Genomic DNA, 17,426 nt, shown 5'->3' with positions numbered 1-17,426 from the left:
CTCCCCCGCCAGCGCACCGTCCGCCTCGCTCCGGGCCTTGCCTTCTGCTAAACCCCGCTCGGCATGCCGACGGACCTTCCAAACCTGCTGACGCTTTCGCGCATCGCGGCGATCCCGGTGCTCGTCGTGCTCGTGGCGCTGCGTGACCCCTGGGGGGACTTCGCGGCCTGCGTGGTGTTCTCGGCCGCCGCGATCACCGACTATTTCGACGGCAAGCTGGCGCGGGAGCGGCAGCAGACCAGCGCCTTCGGCCGCATGCTGGACCCGATCGCCGACAAGCTGCTGGTCGGCGCGGCGCTGATGCTGCTGGCGGGCATGGACCGCCTCACCACGATCGGGCTGCTGCCGGCGATCGTGATCCTGCTGCGGGAGATCCTGGTCTCGGGCCTGCGGGAATACCTGGCGGGCCTCTCGGTCGGGCTGCCGGTGACACGGCTGGCGAAGTGGAAGACCGGATTCCAGATGGGTGCGCTCGGCACGCTGCTGGCCGGCGACACGGCGGCGAGCGTGCTGCACCTCTCCTTCCTGCCGGTCAGCCTGATCGGCGAGCTGATGCTCTGGACGGCGGCGGTGCTGACCCTCGTCACCGGCTGGGACTACCTGCAGGCCGGGCTGCGCCATGCCGGCGCCGCCGAGCCGGCACGCGCCGCGCAGCCGAGCGAACCGGCGCGCTCTTGAGGCTTCGACCCTCCGGCCGCATCTTGTTGTGAACCAAGCATCGGGATCCCCCATGCCATTTGCGATCCGCCGCAGCCGTGAGGCGCCCAAGACCTTCCGCCCCCGCGGGGCGGTCCCGGCGATCGGGCTGGTGCTGCTGCTCGGCGCCTGCGCGCGACCGGAGGTCGGCTTCGTGGAAAGCGCGTGGTCGCCCTTCACCGGCGGGCGCAACGTCGTCACGGTGGACAGCGTGACCGTGCAGCGCGTGCGCGGCGAGACGGTCGAGTTCACGCCGCTCCAGGCGGAGCCCGGCAATGTCTGGCCGGAGCAGGAGGCGCCGCGGCCGACGCTGATGAGCGGCCCGGAGGAAGCCTTCCGCAACATTCCCGACTACCGCCCGCAGTTGATCGAGCCGGTGCCACCCGCCCGCTCGCCGGTGCCGACGCCGAATGCGCGCGGCACCTCCGGCAGCGTCACGCCCCTGCCGCCGCCGCGGGAGGCGTCCCGTATTCCCGCCGCGTCGCCGCCCACGGCCGCCGCCCCGCCACCGCCGCCGAGCGCGGTCGGCCGCGCGACGATCGATCCCGCCGGCCGCCCGGCGACCGTCACGAACGAGGCCGGCCGTCTCCAGAGCACGACCCAGCCCGGCGTCGGCACCAGCGCCGTGGTGCGCGACGGCAATGTCGAGACCTGGATCGGGCCGGACGGCCAGGCCCGCACCCGCGTCGTGCCGCGCTAGAGCATGCTGCGTTCACATGCGTTCACGCATCATGCTCGAGCCTTTCTTTGGCGAGCATCTTCACGCGTTCAGATGATTCCATCTGAACGCGATCTGCTCTAGAGGGACGCGGCTTGAAGGTCCTCTATTTCGCCTGGGTGCGGCAGAAGGTCGGCGTCGCGGAGGAAGAGGTTGCGCCGCCTGCCGAAGTGCGCGACGTCGCCGGCCTGATCGCCTGGCTCGCCGGGCGCAGCGCGGGGCACGCCGCGGCCTTCGCCGACCCGCGCCAAGTCCGCGCCGCGGTGAACCAGGACTTCGCCCCGCCGGCGCATCCCGTGAAGCCGGGCGACGAGGTGGCCTTCTTCCCGCCGGTCACCGGGGGCTGAGCGCCATGCCGGCCGTCCCGCGCGTGCTGGTGCAGGCAGGGCCCTTCGACATCGGGGCGGAGGCGGCGCGGCTGCAGGCCGGGCGCACCGATGTGGGCGGACTCGCGAGCTTCCTCGGCATCTGTCGCGGCGATGGCGGCCTGGTCGCCATGGAGCTCGAGCACTATCCCGGCATGACCGAGAAGGCGCTGACGCGCATCGCCGAGGAAGCCTGCGCACGTTGGCCGCTGACCGGCTGCACCGTGATCCACCGCCATGGCAGGCTGGTGCCGGGCGATCCCATCGTGCTGGTGCTGACCGCCAGCGCGCACCGCGTCGCGGCGCTCGAAAGCTGCGCCTTCCTGATCGACTGGCTGAAGACCAAGGCCCCCTTCTGGAAGCGCGAGGAATTCGCCGGCGGCGCCGGGCGATGGGTGGAAGCGAAGGCGGAGGACGACGCGGCGGCGGATCGCTGGGCGCGCTGACTCCGTGCGCCTGCTCGCCATCCTGGCCGGGGCGCTGCTGCTCGTCTGGCCAGCCTTCCTCAACGGCTACCCGCTGCTGTTCAGCGACACCGGCGCATTCCTGCACCAGACCGCGCCGCCGCCCTCCGGCCCGCTGGTGATCTGGGACAAGCCGCATGTCTATGGCCCGCTGCTGCATGCCCTCCATTGGCGCGTGACACTGTGGGGGCCGCTGCTGGCCCAGGGAGCGATGCTGTCCTGGCTGCTGTGGCTCACGCAGCGCGCGCTGCGTGGCGCGGCGGCGCCCGGGCTGCACCTTGCCGTTTGCGCGGGTGCCGGCCTGCTCACCACGGCGCCCTTCACGATCGCGCTGCTGATGCCCGATGTCTTCGCGCCGGCGGTGCTGCTGGCGCTGCTGCTGCTGGGCTTCGCGCGCGACGCGCTGACCCGCGCGGAGGCCTGGGCGCTGACGCTGCTCGGCGTGTTCGGCATCGCGGCACATCTGTCGCACCTGCCGCTCGCGGCCGCGGTGGTGGCCATCACGCTGCTGCTCACGCGGCGTCTCCGCCCGGTGTTGCGCACGGCGCTGCCGATCCTCGGCGCCGTCCTCATCCTGCTCGGCACGAATCTGTGGGGGCATGGGCGCGCGGTGCTCTCGCCGCATGGCGCGACCTTCGCGCTGGCGCGGCTGCAGGCGGACGGGCCGGCGGCGGCGGTGATCCGGGAACGCTGCCCGGCCTCCGGCTGGTATCTCTGCGCCTTCGCCGACCGCCTGCCGATGGACAGCGACGTCTTCCTCTGGTCGCGCGAAAGCCCGGTGAACCGCGCGCCGGACGGCACGCCGCGCTTCCTTGGCGGCGCGCTGCTCTCGGCCGAAGCCGGCGCCATCGTCGGCGAGACGCTGCGCAGCCGCCCGCTGGAGGTCGCAGAGGCGATGCTGCGCAACACCCTGGCCCAGCTTGTCACCGCGACGGCCGGCGACACGCTGGTGCCGGACTATCTCGACCTTGCCGTCCGCCCGCGCATCGCGGAAGCCTTCCCGGCGCGGGAACTCGCCGCCTATGACGCGGCCCGGCAGCGGCAGGGCGCGCTGCCCGGCCTGGTCGCGCCCTTCCTGTGGCCGCATGCGCCGGTGCTGCTGCTCGGCGCCGTGCTCGCGGGCTTCGCCTGGTGGCGCGCGGCGCGGCGGCACGATCTGCGCCGGCTCGGACTTGTGGTCGGCGTGCTGGTCGGCGTCACGGCGAATGCCTTCGCCACCGGCGCGCTCTCCAAGCCGCATCTGCGCTACGAGGCGCGCATCCTGTGGCTGATGCCGGTCGTCGCCGCGCTGGCGCTGCTGCCGCGCCGGCCGCCACCGGCGCATGGCGGTCAGTAGAAGAAGCGCTCCTCGACGATCTTGCCGTCCCGCACGGTGTAGAGGCCCACCTCGCGCATCTGCACGCGCTGGCCGGTCTCCTTCGCGGTGACGTCCATGTCGAAGATCACCGCGAAGCGGTCGCCGTTGACGAAGGGGCCCTCCGCGCCGCCGCCATGCCATTCGTGGTTGGCGTACCACCAGTCGCTCTTGCCCTTGACGGCGGCCTTGCCTTCCAGCCGCGCCATCGGGCCTTCCATCGCCTCGTGGCTGACGATGTCCTCGGCGTTGAACTCGGCCGCCGCCTCCTCGTGCCGGCCGGCCTTCAGCAAGGCGCAGAAGGCCTCGGCGATCTCACGCGTGGTCATCGGGATCCTCCATCCGTGCGCGGCGGAGATCCTACCGGAGAAACGGGGCGCGACTCACCGCGGCAGACCGGCTGCCGCGATCAGCTTGCCGATATCCGGCCAGTCGCAGCGCCGCTCGATCACCGCCTGGCCGAAGCTCGCGCCGGCCTCCGGCGGACCGATCCGCGCGCCGAGGCCGCGGTAGAAGCGCAGCGCCGCGGCATTACCGACGAAGACGCGCAGATCGGCCCCGGCGCAGCCGCGCGACTGCAGCCGGGTCGCGGCCTCGGCGATCAGGGCGCGGCCGATCCCGGCACCACGCAGTCCCGGCCGCACATGCAGGTTGTCCACATGCGCCGTGGCGCCGTGCTTCCAGGCGGCGCAGAAGCCGACCGCCTCATGGCCGAGCTTCGCCAGCAGCACCACGCCCGGCAGGGGCCGCCGCGCCATCACCGCCTGCCAATGCGCCGCCATGGCGCCAGGCGCCTCCGCATCGAGGAAGGCGTCGTCCAGCATCCCGCGATAGGCGTCCCGCCAGGAGGCGAGATGCAGGGCGGCGATCGTCCCCGCATCCGCCGCACGGGCGGCCCGCAGCCGCAGCGACACGGCCGGTCCCGTCCCGCCCGGCGCCGCGGCTCAGGCGGCGAGCCGGGCCGCCACCTCTTCCGGCGGCAGGCGGACCAGGGCCTCGTAGTCCTTCAGCAGCGTCTCGGTGATCTGCGCCGGCGTGAAGGCGAGGTCGCCCACCTGGCGCACCGGCGTCACTTCCGCCGCGGTGCCGGCGAGGAAGACCTCGCTCGCCCGCGCCAGGTCGGATTGCGGGATGGTGCGCTCCACCACCTGGATCTGCCGCTTCTTCGCCAGCGCGATCACCGTGCGCCGCGTGATGCCGTCGAGGAAGTTGATCGGCGTCGGCGTGTGCAGCGCGCCGTCGATCGCGAGGAACACGTTCGCGCCCGTCGCCTCGCTGATGTCGCCCTTCCAGTCCAGCATCAGCGCGTCGTCGAAGCCCTCCGCCTCCGCGGCGTGCTTGGAGATCGTGCCGATCATGTAGAGCCCGGCGGCCTTCGACGCGGTCGGCGCCGTCTCGGGATGCGGGCGCTTCCACTTCGCCCAGGTCAGGCGCACGCCCTTCATACGGCTGTCGCCGAACAGGTTCGGCCAGGGCCATGTGGCGATGGCGAGGTGGATCTTCGTCTGCTGCGCGGAGACGGAGAGCTGCTCCGACCCGCGCCAGGCGATGGGGCGGACATAGGCGTCCGTCTGCCCGTTCTTCGCCAGCGTCGCCTGGCAGGCCGCGTCGATCTGCTCGGCGGTCCAGGGGATCTCGAAGCCGAGGATGCGGCCCGAGGCGATCAGGCGCTCGGTGTGCTCGCGCAGCTTGAAGATGTGGCCGGAATAGGCGCGCTCGCCCTCGAAGACGCCGGAGGCGTAGTGCAGGCCATGCGTCAGGACATGCAGGCGCGCATCGCGCCAGGGGACGAAGTCGCCGTCCAGCCAGATCCAGCCGTCGCGGTCGTCGAAGGGCACAAGGGCCATCGGGCATTCCTCCAGCTTCGCCAGCACCGGCGCCTTGACGAGCCTTCGCCCGGCCGCGCGCCAATCGCTACGCATCGGCACGCCCTTGCTCTATATCCGCAGCCGGGACGCCATGCGATGGGCGGAGTGTGGCGCGATGGGGAAAATGCGTCAATAATGCTGACCAAAATCTGGCCTGACAGGAGCACATGACCGGCATGCCGAAGGCCGCGCAGCAGGTGCTGGCCGCCGAGGCCGAAGGGGCCGCGCGCAGCGCACCGGCGCCGGCCGGCCGCGGCCTGCTGTTCCTGCGGGAGGAGGAGCTGCGGCTGGCGCAGGACCTGCTCTTCTTCGGCTATCGCGACTTCACCGCCGGCGCCGATGCCATGCTCGCCGATCTCGGCATGGGCCGGGCGCATCACCGCGTGCTGCATTTCGTCGGGCGCAGTCCGGGCATCACGGTGGGCGAGTTGCTCGGCATCCTCGCGATCACCAAGCAGTCGCTCGGGCGTGTGCTGACCCCGCTGGTCGAGGAGGGCTACGTCACCCAGGCGCCGGGCCGCACGGACCGGCGGCAGCGGCTGCTGTCGCTCACGGAGAAGGGCGCGGCGCTGGAGCGTCGCCTGTTCGAGCGGCAGCGGGAGACCATCATGCAGGCCTATCGCGAGGCCGGGCCGCAGGCCGTGGAAGGCTTCCGCCGCGTGATGCGCGGCCTGACGGGCCCCGATGCGCGCGCCGCGCTCGACCGGCTGGAGGCGCCAGGAACGCGGGAGGGCGGCGGATGAGCCAGCCTGCCATCGCCGACTCCCAGTCCGAGGCGCCGCACCTGCTGGTGGTGGATGACGATGCGCGGCTGCGCACCCTGCTGCAGCGCTTCCTGGCCGAGCAGGGCTTCCGCGTCACCGGCGCCGCCGATGCCGCCGCGGCGCGGCACGCGCTCGCCAACATGTTCTTCGACCTGGTCGTGCTGGACGTGATGATGCCCGGCGAGACCGGCATCGAGCTGGTCGAGAGCCTGCGGCGCAAGGGACAGGACGTGCCGATCCTGATGCTGACCGCGCGCGGCTCCCCGGATGACCGCATCGCCGGGCTCGAGGCCGGCGTGGACGACTACCTCGCCAAGCCCTTCGACCCGCGCGAGCTGGCGCTGCGCATCCGCACCATCCTGCGCCGCGCCGCGCCGCCGCCGGTCGAGACGGTGGCGGGGCCGGTGCAGCTGGGCAGCCGCTGGTTCGACCCGCAGCGCGCGGAGCTGCGCGGGCCGGAGGGCGTGGTGCGCCTGACGGGCGGCGAGCAGGCGCTGCTGGCCGCGCTGGCCGCCCGCCCGAACGAGATCCTGAGCCGCGAGGAGATCGCCGAGGCGCTCGGCACGCCCGAGGCCGGGGAGCGCGCGATCGACGTGCAGGTCACGCGGCTGCGCCGCAAGATCGAGCCCGACCCGCGGGAGCCGCGCTTCGTGCAGACCGTGCGCCACCGCGGCTACGTGCTGCGGCCGGGGCTTTAGCAGTGGCCGGCCCGAGGCGCGGGCGCACGGCCATCCGGATGGAGCGGCTGCTCCGCCTGATGATGCCGCGCGGCCTGCTCGGGCGCAGCCTGCTGATCATCCTGCTGCCGCTGCTGATCCTGCAGGGGGTGGCTTTGCAGGTCTTCTACGGCGCGCATCTCGACGTGATCTCGCGCCGGCTCGCGGGCGCCGTGGCGGGCGAGCTGAGCTTCGTGGTCGAGCTGCTGCAGCGCGACCCCTCGCCCGAGAACCGCGCCTGGGTGTTCCGCGAGGTCGCCTGGCGCTTCGACATGGCGCTGGCCTTCGAGCCCGGCGCGACCCTCGGCCCGACGCCGGATCGGCCGACCTCCCTGCCGCTGCTGCCGCTGGAGGATGATCTGGCGCGTGCCATGGCCGAACGCGTCGGCCGCCCCTTCGACGCCGACTGGGTCTCGGACGCGCGCAGCGTGATCATCCGCGTCCAGTTGCCGGGCGGCGTGCTGCATGCCGAGGCGCCGCGCAAGCGGCTGTTCAGCGGCACGCTCTACTACTTCACGATCTGGCTGCTCGGCACGGCGGCGCTGCTGTTCCTCGTCGCCGCGCTGTTCATGAAGAACCAGGTGCGCGCGATCCGCCGCCTGGCGAGCGCCGCGGAGGCCTTCGGCCTCGGCCGCGACGTCGGGCCGATGAAGCCGGAGGGTGCGACGGAGGTCCGCCAGGCGGCGCAGGCCTTCAACCACATGCAGGAGCGCATCCGCCGCTTCGTCGCGCAGCGCACCGAGATGCTCGCCGGGATCAGCCACGACCTCCGCACGCCGCTGACGCGCATGCGCCTCGGCCTCGCGATGCTGCCGCGCACCGAGGAGGAGGAGGAAGAGGTCGCGGCGCTGACGCAGGACGTGGAGGAGATGGAGCGGATGGTCGCCGCCTACCTCGCCTTCGCGCGCGGCGAGGGCGTGGAGCAGTCGCAGCCCGCCGACCTCGCGGAGATCGTGCGAGACGTCGCGCGGAAGGCGCGGCGCGACGGCGCGGAGGTGGCGGTGGAAGCGCCGGGCTCGCTGGTGCTGCCGCTGCGCCAGGATGCGCTGCGGCGGTGCCTGGCGAACCTGCTGGACAATGCGCGCAAGCATGCGCGCCGCGTCGCCGTCGCGGTGCGCGAGATCCCGCGCGAGCCGCCGGCGGGCAGCGAGCGGGCGCAAGGCGGCTGGGCGCAGGTGACGGTGGACGATGACGGGCCGGGCATCCCGGAGGCGCAGCGCGAGGAGGCCTTCCGGCCCTTCGCCACGCTCTCGGCCGGCGGCACGGGGCTCGGCCTTGCCATTGCGCGCGACATCGCCCGCGCGCATGGCGGCGACATCGTGCTGGAGGACAGCCCGCTGGGCGGGCTACGCGCGCGGGTCAGGCTGCCCGTCTAAAGGGGCCAGCCTGCAGGAACGCCAAGCCGCGACGTGACGTGGCCAGCGGCGACCGGAGGGCGCCGAGGCCGCGAATGCGGCCCGCCACCGGTGTGGCGCAGCCAAGCGGCGGAGCCGCGCCGGCGACTGAGGGCGACGTGCGTCAGCACGTCGCACACAAAAAGGCCGGGCGGGGCGTCAGCACGTCGCACACAAAAAGGCCGGGCGGGGCGTCAGCCCTGCCCGGCCTTGGCCGCCATCTGCTTGATCTCGTCCATCGCCTCGGCGAAGCGCTTGTTCAGCAGGGCCAGCGCCTCGCTGTTGGACTTCTGGATGAGGTCGGCGACCTCCTTCATGTTGCCGACGGCCCGCTCATAGCCGGCCTTGAGCAGTTCCGCCTGGCGCGCGGCGCGCTCCTGCGGGTTCTCGGTGCCGCCCATGCTGCGCATGGCCTCGGTCATCTCGCCCATGGCGGACTGCACGATCTCCATGTGGCGGCGCGCGACGGCCTGGGCGCCCTCCAGCGCCACCTTGTTGGCGGCCGACAGGGCCTCGAGGTTGCGGCGCTGCGCCTGCGCCAGGCTCTCGAGGTCGGCGAAATGCGGCAGCCGGAACTCGGCGAACATCTTCATCACGTCTTCGGGCTTGACCGGAAAGCGGTCGGACATTGCGGCAACTCCCCTTGCTTCGCGATGATCCTACCCGGCCGCGCGCTCCGGCAGAAGCGCGGCGTGGATCAGGCGGGCGTGTCCATGGCCGGTGGGGCAAGGTCGCCGCCGGCGAGGCCAAAGCTGCGCGCCGCCTGCTCCGCCCGTTCCAGCGCACGGTCGAGGGTGGCCATGGTGGGGCCGAGCTCCTCCGTCTCGTCCTTGGACCAGGCATTGACCACGCGGATCCAGACCAGCGTCAGGCCGGCCGCGCGCAGCCGCCCCTTGAGGCCGCCGCTCTCGATCTCGGCGGCGTCCAGCATGCGCTCCATGCTGCGCTGGAACAGCGGCGCGATGGCGCCGTAGAGCACGGCGTCCGTGTACATCTCCCGCATCAGCCGCGTGAGCCCTGCCCGGTAGGGCGCCAGCGCATCGAGGCCGCGCATCAGCACGTCGAACAGCCGGTCGCGCGGCGTGCCGCCCTGGCCGGGGACGGTGCCCTGCTCCACCTGCTCCATCACCACATCGGCCCAGAGCCGCAGCAGGCCGAGGCGGGACGGAAAGCGCCGCACCAGCGCCCCACCCGAAAGCCCCGATTCGGCGGAAAGCCGGCCGGGCGTCACCCCGCGCCAGCCATGCGCGGCGATCACCCGGAACAGGGCTTCAGCCAGTGCGGTGTCGGCGGGGGCGGCGGTGTCCATGGCGGAATGGTGGGGATGCGCCGGCTAGCCGGCAAGCTCGCGCGAGCGCGCCGTGGCGGCGGCGATGGCGCGGGAGATGGTGTCCGGCCAGGCCGCCGGGTCCATCATCACGGCGAGCGCCCGTTCCGTGGTGCCCTTGGGGCTGGTCACGTTCTTCCGCAGCTGCGCCGCCTCCTCGGTGCTGGCGGCGAGCAGCGCGCCGGAACCCGCGACCGTCGCGCGCGCCATGCGGCGGGCGAGCTCGGCCGGGATGCCCTGCTCGATCGCCGCCTGCTCCAGCAATTCGGCCAGCAGGAAGACATAGGCCGGGCCGCCGCCGGAGACGGCGGTGACGGGGTCGAGCAGCCCTTCCTCCTCGACCCAGGCGATCTCGCCGCTGGCGCCGAGCAGCGTGTCGGCCAGCGTGCGCTGCGCCGCCGAGACGCCCGGCCCGGCGCAGGCGACGGTGAAGCCGCGGCCGACGGCGGCCGGGGTGTTGGGCATGGCCCGCACCACCGCCGCCCCGCCGCCGAGCAGGCCGCGCATGCCCGCGATGGTCTTGCCCGCCATGACGGAGGCGAAGACGGCGCCACCGGCGAAGCGGGCATAGAGCGGCAGGGTCGCGGCCGCCTCCTGCGGCTTGATCGCGAGCACGACGGCGGCCGGGGCGAAGCCGGCGGGGATCGCGGCAGCGTCCTTCACCAGCGTCGCGCCCTGCGGCGCCTCCGCCAGGAAGGGGTCCACCACCACGGCCTGGGACAGTCCGCGCTCGCGCCAGCCGGCGAGCATGGCGCCGCCCATCTTGCCGCAGCCGACGAGGAGAAGGGGGGGAAGCGTGTCCGTCATGGCGGCAAACCTCGCCGCCCTGTCGGCGGGAGGCAAGACTCCGCCATGACGGCGCGTGGCAAGCCGTCAGGCCTCGCCGACGCAGTCCAGCATCGCGGCCTGCAGCGCCTCGGCCGGGGACTTGCCGCCCCAGAGGACGAACTGGAAGGCCGGGAAGAAGCGCTCGCACTCGGTCAGCGCGATGTCCACCATGTCTTCCAGGCTCTCGGCGGAAGCGCCCGGGGCGCCGCGCAGCAGTACGGAGTGGCGGAACACCGGCACGCCGTCGTCGCTGTCGATGCCGAAATGGCCGATCCAGAGCTTCTCGTTGGCCATGGCCAGCAGCTCGAACAGCTTCTCCCGCTTCTCAGGCGGCACCTTCAGGTCGAAGGCGCAGGAGAAGTGCATGGCGCTGATCTCATGCGACCACGAGAAGTAGAGGCCGTAGTCGCACCATTTGCCCGGCGCCTCGGCGGCCATCTCGGCGTCGTTCCGACGCTCGAAGGCCCATTCGTTGGAGGCGATGATCTGCTCGATGATGTCGAGCGGGTTGCCGGCGCGCTCATGGGTCTCATGGGCAAGATAGGCAGACATGCGGCACCTCCTTCGCCCGGGCGGATCCGCGGCGGAGGACCCGCCGCGTCTCCCGAAAGGGTTCCCGATGCCCGGGTGGGCACCGAGGTGTTGGGGCTCCCCACCCCGAATCGCCACTACAGGTAGACTACGCACCCCCCAAACTGCGCTGCAAGAGTCGGTTTTGTGTTAACAACCAGATGCTTGTGGACAACCCTTCACGGCATGTCGTCAGGAACCGACGCATCCTCTCGCGGCGCTTCCAGCGCGGCGACCCGTGCCTCCAGCTCGGAGACTCGATGGGCCAGCGCCTCCGCCTGCTCGCGGGCGCGGCGGGCGACTTCCAGCGCGGCGTCCAGATCCTCCCGCCGGACCAGGTCGAGCCGCTGCACCATGGCCTCGGTCTGGGCCTTGGCCATCGCCTCGACCTCGGTGCGCATCGCCGCCATCACCGAAAAGGCGCCGCCCGCCATGCCGGCCAGGTCGTCGAAAAGGCCGCGCTTGCCGCCGCGGCCCTCGCTGCCTTCGCTGCCATTCGCCATCGAACCCTCTCCTTCCTGTGCCGGGCCTGTGCCGGGGCCGCTGCTTGTGCGCCCGCGATGCCCAGCCCTATACCCCGCCGTGTCGGCGCATGGCGGCCTGCTTAGCTCCCCTGCGCCGCGAACGCAGCCTGCACAGGGAACGGATCGCCTGCCGATGTATCTCGTGACCGGCGGCGCCGGTTTCATCGGGTCAAATCTTGTTGCCGCCCTCGCCGCCCGGGGGGCCGAGGTGATGGTGGTGGACCGGCTGCGCGAAGGCGCGCCCGGGCGCGAGAAATGGCGCAACCTGGCCAGGCACGGCATCGCCGGCATCCTGCCGCCCGAGGAGCTCGAGGATTTCATGCACGCCGCCGGCGACATCGAGGCGGTGCTGCACATGGGCGCGATCAGCGCCACCACGGCGACCGACGGCGACCTGGTGGCGGCGACCAACATCACCCTTCCCCTCTGGCTCTGGGCCGCCTGCGCGGAGCGGCAGGTGCCCTTCATCTACGCCTCCTCCGCCGCGACCTATGGCGACGGCACGCTCGGCTTCGAGGACGACCTCTCCCCCGCCGCGCTGGCGGCGCTCAGGCCGCTCAACCTCTACGGCTGGTCGAAGCTCGCCTTCGACCGGCGCGTGGCGGACATGCTGGAGCGCGGCACGCCGAGCCCGCCGCAATGGGCGGGGCTGCGCTTCTTCAACGTCTATGGCCCGAACGAGTACCACAAGGGCCGCATGGCCTCGGTGGTGTTCCACAAGTTCAACGAGGTGCAGGGCGGCGCGCCGGCCCGGCTGTTCCGCTCCGACCGGCCGGGCATCGCCGATGGCGAGCAGATGCGCGACTTCGTGCATGTGGACGATTGCGTCGCGGTGATGCTCTGGCTGCTGGAGAACCCGGACGTCAGCGGCCTGTTCAATGTCGGCTCCGGCCGGGCGCGCAGCTTCCGCGACCTGGTGCGGGCGATGTTCGCGGCGATGGGGCGCAACGACGACATCGAGTATGTGGACATGCCCGCCGACCTGCGCGGCAAGTACCAGTATTTCACCGAGGCGCCGCTCGGCCGGCTGCGCGCCGCGGGCTATGACCGCGAGACCATCCCGCTGGAGGAAGGCGTCGGGCGCTATGTCCGCGACTTCCTGATGCAGCCCGATCCGCATCGCTGACGCGCCATGCTGCCGGTCATCGCCTTCCCCGCCATCGACCCGGTCGCGCTGGAGATCGGCCCCTTCCAGCTGCGCTGGTATGCGCTGGCCTATATCGGCGGCATCGTGCTGGGCTGGTGGCTGGCGCGGCGGCTCTGCGCGCTGCCGCCCGCGGCCGCCACGCGGGAGGAGGTGGACGACGCCGTCACCTGGATCACGCTCGGCATCATCCTCGGCGGGCGGCTGGGCTACGTGCTGTTCTACCGCCCCGGCTACTACATCACCGCGCCCTGGGAGGCGCTGTATGTCTGGCATGGCGGCATGTCCTTCCATGGCGGCATGCTGGGCGTGGTCATCGCATTGCTCTGGTTCACCCGGCGGCGCGGGTTGGACCCCTTCCTGCTGGCCGACCGGGTGGTGACGGTGGTGCCGATCGGGCTTTTCCTCGGGCGGCTGGCGAATTTCGCGAATGGCGAGCTGTGGGGGCGCGTCAGCGACGTGCCCTGGGCGATGGTCTTCCCGCATGGCGGGCCCGAGCCGCGGCATCCGAGCCAGCTCTACCAGGCCTTCCTCGAAGGCATCTGCCTGTTCACGCTGCTGATGGTGCTGGTGCGCATCCCGGCGATCCGCGCCCGGCCCGGCCTGCTCAGCGGTGTGTTCCTGGTGGGCTATGGCGTGGCGCGGCTGGTGGGCGAGATCTTCCGCCAGCCGGATGCGCATCTCGGCTTCCTCTTCGCCGGGATCACGATGGGGCAGTTGCTGTCGCTGCCGATGATCGCCGCCGGCGCCTGGCTGATCCTGCGGGCGAGGTCCCGGCCGGCACGGTCCGAAGCGGTTGGCTGAGGCAGAACGGCTCGACCGGTTCATGGCGCGGGCCGTCGCGGGGTATTACGCGCGGCAGGCACAGCCTTTCGGGCGCACGGGGGACTTCACCACCGCCCCGGAGATCTCCCAGGCCTTCGGCGAGGTGCTCGGCGCCTGGTGCGCCGTGCTGTGGGAGCGCATGGGCCGGCCCGACCCGGTGATCCTTGCCGAATGCGGCCCTGGGCGCGGGACATTGATGGGCGATGCGCTGCGCGCGGTGGGCCAGGCCGCGCCCGCCTTCCACGCCGCGGCGCAGGTGCATCTGGTGGAGCAGTCGCCGTCGCTGCGCGACGCGCAGGCGCGGCTGCTCGGCGGCGCCGTCGCCGCCTGGCATGACGACATCGCCACCCTGCCTCCCGGACCGCTGCTGCTGCTGGCCAACGAGTTCCTCGACGCCCTGCCGATCCGGCAATTCGTCCGTCGCGGCGGGGCGTGGATGGAGCGCTGGGTGCAGGACGGCGCATTCGTGGAGCGGCCGGCGGAGGCCGCCCCTGCCCTGCCGGCGGCGGCGCCCGAGGGTGCGATGAAGGAGGTCAGCGAACCCGCCTTCGCCTTCGTCGCGGCGCTTGCCGGCCGGCTGGCCGCGCAGGGCGGCGCGGCGCTGCTGGTGGATTACGGCCCGGCCGCCCCGGCGTTCGGCGACACGCTGCAGGCGATGCAGGCGCACCGCACCGGCCTCGATCCGCTGGCCGAGCCGGGCGCGCGCGACCTGACGGCGCATGTGGATTTCCCCGCCCTGGCCGAGGCCGCGCGCGCGGCGGGTGCGGCCGCCTTGGGACCTCTGCCCCAAGGGCTGTTCCTCCAGCGGCTCGGCCTGATGACGCGCGCGGCCATGCTGGCGCAGGCGCGGCCGCGGCTGGCCGGCGAGATCCTCTCGGGCGCCGAGCGCCTGGTGGCACCGGAAGCCATGGGGCGGCTGTTCAAGGTGCTTGCGCTCTGCGATTCCCGTCTCGCGCCGCCGCCCGGATTCGAGGAATCGTGATGCCGCCCTTCCTGACCGCCGCGCTCCCCGTGCCGCACGGCTTCTTCACGCGCGAGGGCGGCGTCTCCGCCGGGCGCTTCGCCAGCCTCAACTGCTCCCTTTCCGGCCGCGACGACGCCGACGCGGTTCGGGAGAACCGCCGCCGCGCCGCCGATGCGCTCGGCCTCGGGCCCGATCGCCTGGTGGGGCTGACGCAGGTGCATGGCGTCGCGGTGGCGACGCTGCGCGAGGCCTGGCCGGAGACCGACCGGCCGCCGGCCGATGCGATGGTGACGGACCGGCCGGGAATGCTGCTCGGCATCGTCACCGGCGATTGCGCGCCGATCCTCTTCGCAGATGCCGATGCCGGCGTGGTCGGCGCCGCCCATGCCGGCTGGCGGGGCGCCGTGGCCGGCGTGGTCGAGGCCACCATCGAGGCCATGGAGGCGCTCGGCGCAGCCCGCACGCGCATCGCCGCCGCGGTCGGACCCTGCATCGCGCAGGAGAGCTACGAGGTCGGGCCCGACCTGCGCGATGCGCTGCTCGCCGCCTCGCCCAAAGGCGAGGCCTTCCTCGCCCCCGGCCGGCGCGAGGCGCGCTGGCAGTTCGACCTGCCCGGCTATTGCCTGATGCGCCTGCGCGAAGCCGGCGTGGCGAGCGCGAACTGGGTGGGGGACGATACGCTCGCGAACGAAGGAAAATACTTCAGCCATCGGCGGGCGACGCTTGCCGGGGCGGGCCCGATCGGCCACCAACTCTCCGCCATCGCGCTGCCCGAGAGGTGAGCCGTTGCCCTACGTCATCATGTTCACGATCATGATCTTCCTCACGCTCCTGGTCTCCTGTGTCCTGGTCTAGGCGACGCTTCGCCGCGGCGCTCGGCGGCCTGGCGGCGCTCGCCGGCTGCGGCGACCTGCCGCAGCCCTTCCGCGGCCAGCCGGGCGCCCTCGGCGCGCGCCTTGCGCGGCCCCCGGCCTATCGCCTGGCGGTGCCGGCGCCGGAGGGGGCGATGCTGACCAATGCCGACGCCGAGGCCTATTCGCGGCTGCTGGCCGAGGCGCTGCTTGCGCAGGAAGTGCCCGCGATCGAGGGCACGCCCTGGCCGCTGGACTGGCAGCTCGTCATCACCGCCGCCCGCGACGGCGAGCGCATCGTGCCGCGCTACGCGCTGCGCGACGCCGACGGGCGCGCGCTCGGCGAGCATGCCGGCCGCGCGGTGTCGTTCCGCGATTGGGCCGAGGGCGGCGAGGATGTGCTGCGCGGCGCCGCGACCGAAGCCGCCCCGGCGATCGCCGCGATGGTCGGGCGGGCGGATTCCTTGCGCCGCACCGGCGACGAGCAGGCCGTCGGCGCCGGTCCGCCCGTGGTGTTGCTGCAGCCGGTGCGCGGCGCGCCGGGTGACGGCAACCGCAGCCTGACGGCGCGCATGGCGGAGCGCCTCGCCATGCTCGGCATGCAGGTGCAGGACACGGCCGAGGGCGCTGCCTTCGCCGTGCAGGGCGTGGTGACGGTGACGCCGCCGGAGCGCGGGTTGCAGCGCGTGGAGATCGTCTGGACCGTCTCCCGCCGCGACGGCTACGACCTCGGCCGCGTGCTGCAACTGAACGAGGTGCCGGCCGGGAGCCTGAACGGGCTCTGGGCCGATGTCGCCTTCGTGGTTGCGGAGGAGGCTTCGGGCGGGGTGCGCGACGTGATCGCCAATGCCGGCGGGATCGTCCGGACGGGGCCGGCCGCGCAGCAGGCCGCGGCGCCGGCACAGGCGAACCCGCCAGCGCCGCCGCGTTGAGATCGTCGGGTCCGCCATGCGCCCGGCTCACGCCGCCGCGATGGACACCCGGATGCCACATTGCTATCGGATCGCGCGACCGCACGGCCCTCCGTGCGGCGGCTCGACACCTCCCCGGGGCCTCGCTGCATGAAGATCATCGCCTGCAACAGCAACCGTCCTCTTGCCGAGGCGGTGGCCGCGGCGCTCGGCATGCCGCTGACGCAAGCCTCCGTGCGGCGCTTCGCCGACATGGAGATCTTCGTCGAGATCCACGAGAACGTCCGCGGCGAGGACGTCTTCGTCGTCCAGTCCACCAGCTACCCGGCGAACGACAACCTGATGGAGCTGCTGATCATGCTGGACGCGCTGCGGCGCGCCAGCGCGCGGCGCATCACGGCGGTGATCCCCTATTTCGGCTATGCGCGGCAGGATCGTAAGTCCGGCAGCCGCACGCCGATCAGCGCCAAGCTGGTGGCGAACCTGATCGTGGAAGCGGGCGCGCACCGCGTGCTGACGATGGACCTGCATGCCGGGCAGATCCAGGGCTTCTTCGACATCCCGGTGGACAACCTCTTCGCGGCACCACTCTTCGCGCGCGACATCCAGGAGCGCTTCGCCGGCCGCGAGACCATCGTGGTCAGCCCCGATGTCGGCGGCGTGGTGCGCGCGCGCGCGATCGCGGCACGCATCGGCGCCGACCTCGCCATCATCGACAAGCGCCGCCCGCGCGCCGGCGTCTCCGAGGTGATGAACGTGATCGGCGAGGTCGAGGGCCGGCACTGCATCCTGGTGGACGACATCGTCGATTCCGGCGGCACGCTCTGCAACGCCGCGGAGGCGCTGCTGAAGCAGGGTGCGAAGAGCGCCAGCGTCTATGTCACGCATGGCGTCTTCTCGGGCGGCGCGGTGGCGCGCGTCGGCGCCGCGCCGATCGAGACCATGGTGGTGACGGACAGCATCCTGGCCACCGAGGCGGTGCGCGTCAGCCGCAACATCAAGCAGCTGACCATCGCGCCACTGATCGCAGAGGCGATGAAGCGGATCAGCGAAGAGAGCAGCGTCAGCGATCTGTTTAGTTGATGCCCTCCAGCGCCGGGCGGCCGCTCCGCGGCCTTGGCTTGCGGCGGGCGCCCGTAGGCG

At 72.6% G+C, this 17,426-nt stretch carries 22 protein-coding genes; 14 read left to right on the top strand and 8 right to left on the bottom strand.

Annotated features, from left to right (window positions below; all coding sequences use genetic code 11):
- Positions 1–63 precede the first annotated feature (63 nt).
- From pgsA to DFH01_RS08560, 5 genes are all read left to right on the top strand, one after another.
- Positions 64–678 carry a CDP-diacylglycerol--glycerol-3-phosphate 3-phosphatidyltransferase gene (gene pgsA / locus DFH01_RS08580; protein WP_109870046.1) on the top strand — a complete coding sequence of 205 codons (615 nt, stop codon included), beginning with the start codon at positions 64–66 and terminating at the stop codon, positions 676–678.
- 52 nt (positions 679–730) lie between these two features.
- The gene (locus tag DFH01_RS08575; RefSeq protein ID WP_109870045.1) at positions 731–1,396 is read left to right on the top strand and encodes a hypothetical protein; all 666 of its coding nucleotides are present in this window, start codon (positions 731–733) and stop codon (positions 1,394–1,396) included.
- Between the two features lie 113 nt (positions 1,397–1,509).
- Entirely contained in the window at positions 1,510–1,761 is a 252-nt protein-coding gene (gene moaD / locus DFH01_RS08570; RefSeq protein ID WP_109870044.1) for a molybdopterin converting factor subunit 1, read from the top strand.
- 5 nt (positions 1,762–1,766) lie between these two features.
- A complete protein-coding gene (locus tag DFH01_RS08565; RefSeq protein ID WP_109870043.1) occupies positions 1,767–2,225 on the top strand; it encodes a molybdenum cofactor biosynthesis protein MoaE in 459 nt (152 codons plus the stop codon).
- Between the two features lie 4 nt (positions 2,226–2,229).
- Positions 2,230–3,579 carry a hypothetical protein gene (locus DFH01_RS08560; protein ID WP_109870042.1) on the top strand — a complete coding sequence of 450 codons (1,350 nt, stop codon included), beginning with the start codon at positions 2,230–2,232 and terminating at the stop codon, positions 3,577–3,579.
- Here the strand turns inward: DFH01_RS08560 and DFH01_RS08555 are convergent.
- Genes DFH01_RS08555 through DFH01_RS08545 form a run of 3 tightly spaced genes read right to left on the bottom strand, consistent with a single transcriptional unit; the run spans position 3,573 to position 5,519 of the window.
- Positions 3,573–3,926 (bottom strand): nuclear transport factor 2 family protein, encoded by a 354-nt coding sequence (locus DFH01_RS08555; protein WP_109870041.1) that lies wholly within the window; start codon positions 3,924–3,926, stop codon positions 3,573–3,575. The two genes, DFH01_RS08560 and DFH01_RS08555, sit on opposite strands and share 7 nt — an antisense overlap.
- Before the next feature lie 54 nt (positions 3,927–3,980).
- Entirely contained in the window at positions 3,981–4,511 is a 531-nt protein-coding gene (locus DFH01_RS08550; protein ID WP_109870040.1) for a GNAT family N-acetyltransferase, read from the bottom strand.
- 30 nt (positions 4,512–4,541) lie between these two features.
- Positions 4,542–5,519: a branched-chain amino acid aminotransferase gene (locus DFH01_RS08545; RefSeq protein WP_442899692.1), complete on the bottom strand. Its 978-nt coding sequence runs from the start codon at positions 5,517–5,519 to the stop codon at positions 4,542–4,544.
- Between the two features lie 122 nt (positions 5,520–5,641).
- Between DFH01_RS08545 and DFH01_RS08540 the strand changes: the two genes are divergently transcribed.
- The 3 genes from DFH01_RS08540 to DFH01_RS08530 are packed head-to-tail and all read left to right on the top strand — an operon-like array spanning position 5,642 to position 8,321.
- Positions 5,642–6,208, top strand: a complete 567-nt coding sequence (locus DFH01_RS08540) for a MarR family winged helix-turn-helix transcriptional regulator (protein WP_109870776.1) — start codon at positions 5,642–5,644, stop codon at positions 6,206–6,208.
- Positions 6,205–6,927, top strand: coding sequence for a response regulator (locus tag DFH01_RS08535; protein ID WP_109870039.1), 723 nt, complete (start codon positions 6,205–6,207; stop codon positions 6,925–6,927). Before DFH01_RS08540 ends, DFH01_RS08535 begins: the two co-directional genes overlap by 4 nt.
- 38 nt (positions 6,928–6,965) lie before the next feature.
- On the top strand, positions 6,966–8,321 hold the full coding sequence (locus tag DFH01_RS08530; RefSeq protein WP_109870038.1) for an ATP-binding protein: 1,356 nt from the start codon (positions 6,966–6,968) through the stop codon (positions 8,319–8,321).
- 212 nt (positions 8,322–8,533) lie between these two features.
- Here the strand turns inward: DFH01_RS08530 and DFH01_RS08525 are convergent, their stop codons facing one another.
- The 5 genes from DFH01_RS08525 to DFH01_RS08505 all read right to left on the bottom strand — a co-directional run bounded on the left by DFH01_RS08525 (position 8,534) and on the right by DFH01_RS08505 (position 11,567).
- On the bottom strand, positions 8,534–8,968 hold the full coding sequence (locus DFH01_RS08525; protein ID WP_233256032.1) for a phasin family protein: 435 nt from the start codon (positions 8,966–8,968) through the stop codon (positions 8,534–8,536).
- Positions 8,969–9,036: 68 nt separating this feature from the next.
- Entirely contained in the window at positions 9,037–9,648 is a 612-nt protein-coding gene (locus DFH01_RS08520; protein ID WP_109870037.1) for a TetR family transcriptional regulator, read from the bottom strand.
- A gap of 24 nt (positions 9,649–9,672) precedes the next feature.
- Entirely contained in the window at positions 9,673–10,473 is an 801-nt protein-coding gene (proC, locus tag DFH01_RS08515) for a pyrroline-5-carboxylate reductase (RefSeq protein ID WP_109870036.1), read from the bottom strand.
- Positions 10,474–10,539: 66 nt separating this feature from the next.
- Positions 10,540–11,046 (bottom strand): type III secretion system chaperone family protein, encoded by a 507-nt coding sequence (locus DFH01_RS08510; RefSeq protein WP_109870035.1) that lies wholly within the window; start codon positions 11,044–11,046, stop codon positions 10,540–10,542.
- A 197-nt stretch (positions 11,047–11,243) separates the two neighbouring features.
- The gene (locus DFH01_RS08505) at positions 11,244–11,567 is read right to left on the bottom strand and encodes an accessory factor UbiK family protein (RefSeq protein ID WP_109870034.1); all 324 of its coding nucleotides are present in this window, start codon (positions 11,565–11,567) and stop codon (positions 11,244–11,246) included.
- Between the two features lie 154 nt (positions 11,568–11,721).
- On the opposite strand from DFH01_RS08505, the gene rfaD reads away from it, so the two are divergent.
- From rfaD to DFH01_RS08475, 6 genes are all read left to right on the top strand, one after another.
- A complete protein-coding gene (gene rfaD, locus DFH01_RS08500; RefSeq protein WP_109870033.1) occupies positions 11,722–12,714 on the top strand; it encodes an ADP-glyceromanno-heptose 6-epimerase in 993 nt (330 codons plus the stop codon).
- A 6-nt stretch (positions 12,715–12,720) separates the two neighbouring features.
- Entirely contained in the window at positions 12,721–13,536 is an 816-nt protein-coding gene (gene lgt / locus DFH01_RS08495) for a prolipoprotein diacylglyceryl transferase (protein ID WP_109870032.1), read from the top strand.
- A 22-nt stretch (positions 13,537–13,558) separates the two neighbouring features.
- Positions 13,559–14,539, top strand: coding sequence for a class I SAM-dependent methyltransferase (locus tag DFH01_RS08490; protein ID WP_109870031.1), 981 nt, complete (start codon positions 13,559–13,561; stop codon positions 14,537–14,539).
- A complete protein-coding gene (pgeF, locus tag DFH01_RS08485) occupies positions 14,539–15,303 on the top strand; it encodes a peptidoglycan editing factor PgeF (RefSeq protein ID WP_109870030.1) in 765 nt (254 codons plus the stop codon). Before DFH01_RS08490 ends, pgeF begins: the two co-directional genes overlap by 1 nt.
- Before the next feature lie 59 nt (positions 15,304–15,362).
- A complete protein-coding gene (locus DFH01_RS08480) occupies positions 15,363–16,304 on the top strand; it encodes a hypothetical protein (RefSeq protein ID WP_109870029.1) in 942 nt (313 codons plus the stop codon).
- 129 nt (positions 16,305–16,433) lie between these two features.
- On the top strand, positions 16,434–17,366 hold the full coding sequence (locus DFH01_RS08475) for a ribose-phosphate pyrophosphokinase (RefSeq protein WP_109870028.1): 933 nt from the start codon (positions 16,434–16,436) through the stop codon (positions 17,364–17,366).
- Positions 17,367–17,426: the final 60 nt, after the last annotated feature.

The organism is Falsiroseomonas bella, assembly GCF_003173615.1.
Lineage (GTDB): Bacteria > Pseudomonadota > Alphaproteobacteria > Acetobacterales > Acetobacteraceae > Falsiroseomonas > Falsiroseomonas bella.
This window is presented reverse-complemented; position numbering and strand designations above follow the sequence as displayed.

Excerpts from the sequence above, each read along its gene's own strand:
- lgt (WP_109870032.1), top strand. The coding sequence starts at position 12,721 with ATGCTGCCGGTCATCGCCTTCCCCGCCATCGACCCGGTCGCGCTGGAG.
- DFH01_RS08555 (WP_109870041.1), bottom strand. The coding sequence starts at position 3,926 with ATGACCACGCGTGAGATCGCCGAGGCCTTCTGCGCCTTGCTGAAGGCC.
- DFH01_RS08520 (WP_109870037.1), bottom strand. The coding sequence starts at position 9,648 with ATGGACACCGCCGCCCCCGCCGACACCGCACTGGCTGAAGCCCTGTTC.
- DFH01_RS08510 (WP_109870035.1), bottom strand. The coding sequence starts at position 11,046 with ATGTCTGCCTATCTTGCCCATGAGACCCATGAGCGCGCCGGCAACCCG.
- pgeF (WP_109870030.1), top strand. The coding sequence starts at position 14,539 with ATGCCGCCCTTCCTGACCGCCGCGCTCCCCGTGCCGCACGGCTTCTTC.
- DFH01_RS08565 (WP_109870043.1), top strand. The coding sequence starts at position 1,767 with ATGCCGGCCGTCCCGCGCGTGCTGGTGCAGGCAGGGCCCTTCGACATC.
- DFH01_RS08530 (WP_109870038.1), top strand. The coding sequence starts at position 6,966 with ATGGAGCGGCTGCTCCGCCTGATGATGCCGCGCGGCCTGCTCGGGCGC.
- DFH01_RS08505 (WP_109870034.1), bottom strand. The coding sequence starts at position 11,567 with ATGGCGAATGGCAGCGAAGGCAGCGAGGGCCGCGGCGGCAAGCGCGGC.
- DFH01_RS08475 (WP_109870028.1), top strand. The coding sequence starts at position 16,434 with ATGAAGATCATCGCCTGCAACAGCAACCGTCCTCTTGCCGAGGCGGTG.
- DFH01_RS08540 (WP_109870776.1), top strand. The coding sequence starts at position 5,642 with ATGCCGAAGGCCGCGCAGCAGGTGCTGGCCGCCGAGGCCGAAGGGGCC.
- DFH01_RS08535 (WP_109870039.1), top strand. The coding sequence starts at position 6,205 with ATGAGCCAGCCTGCCATCGCCGACTCCCAGTCCGAGGCGCCGCACCTG.
- DFH01_RS08545 (WP_442899692.1), bottom strand. The coding sequence starts at position 5,519 with ATGCGTAGCGATTGGCGCGCGGCCGGGCGAAGGCTCGTCAAGGCGCCG.
- DFH01_RS08525 (WP_233256032.1), bottom strand. The coding sequence starts at position 8,968 with ATGTCCGACCGCTTTCCGGTCAAGCCCGAAGACGTGATGAAGATGTTC.
- rfaD (WP_109870033.1), top strand. The coding sequence starts at position 11,722 with ATGTATCTCGTGACCGGCGGCGCCGGTTTCATCGGGTCAAATCTTGTT.
- DFH01_RS08490 (WP_109870031.1), top strand. The coding sequence starts at position 13,559 with ATGGCGCGGGCCGTCGCGGGGTATTACGCGCGGCAGGCACAGCCTTTC.
- DFH01_RS08575 (WP_109870045.1), top strand. The coding sequence starts at position 731 with ATGCCATTTGCGATCCGCCGCAGCCGTGAGGCGCCCAAGACCTTCCGC.
- pgsA (WP_109870046.1), top strand. The coding sequence starts at position 64 with ATGCCGACGGACCTTCCAAACCTGCTGACGCTTTCGCGCATCGCGGCG.
- proC (WP_109870036.1), bottom strand. The coding sequence starts at position 10,473 with ATGACGGACACGCTTCCCCCCCTTCTCCTCGTCGGCTGCGGCAAGATG.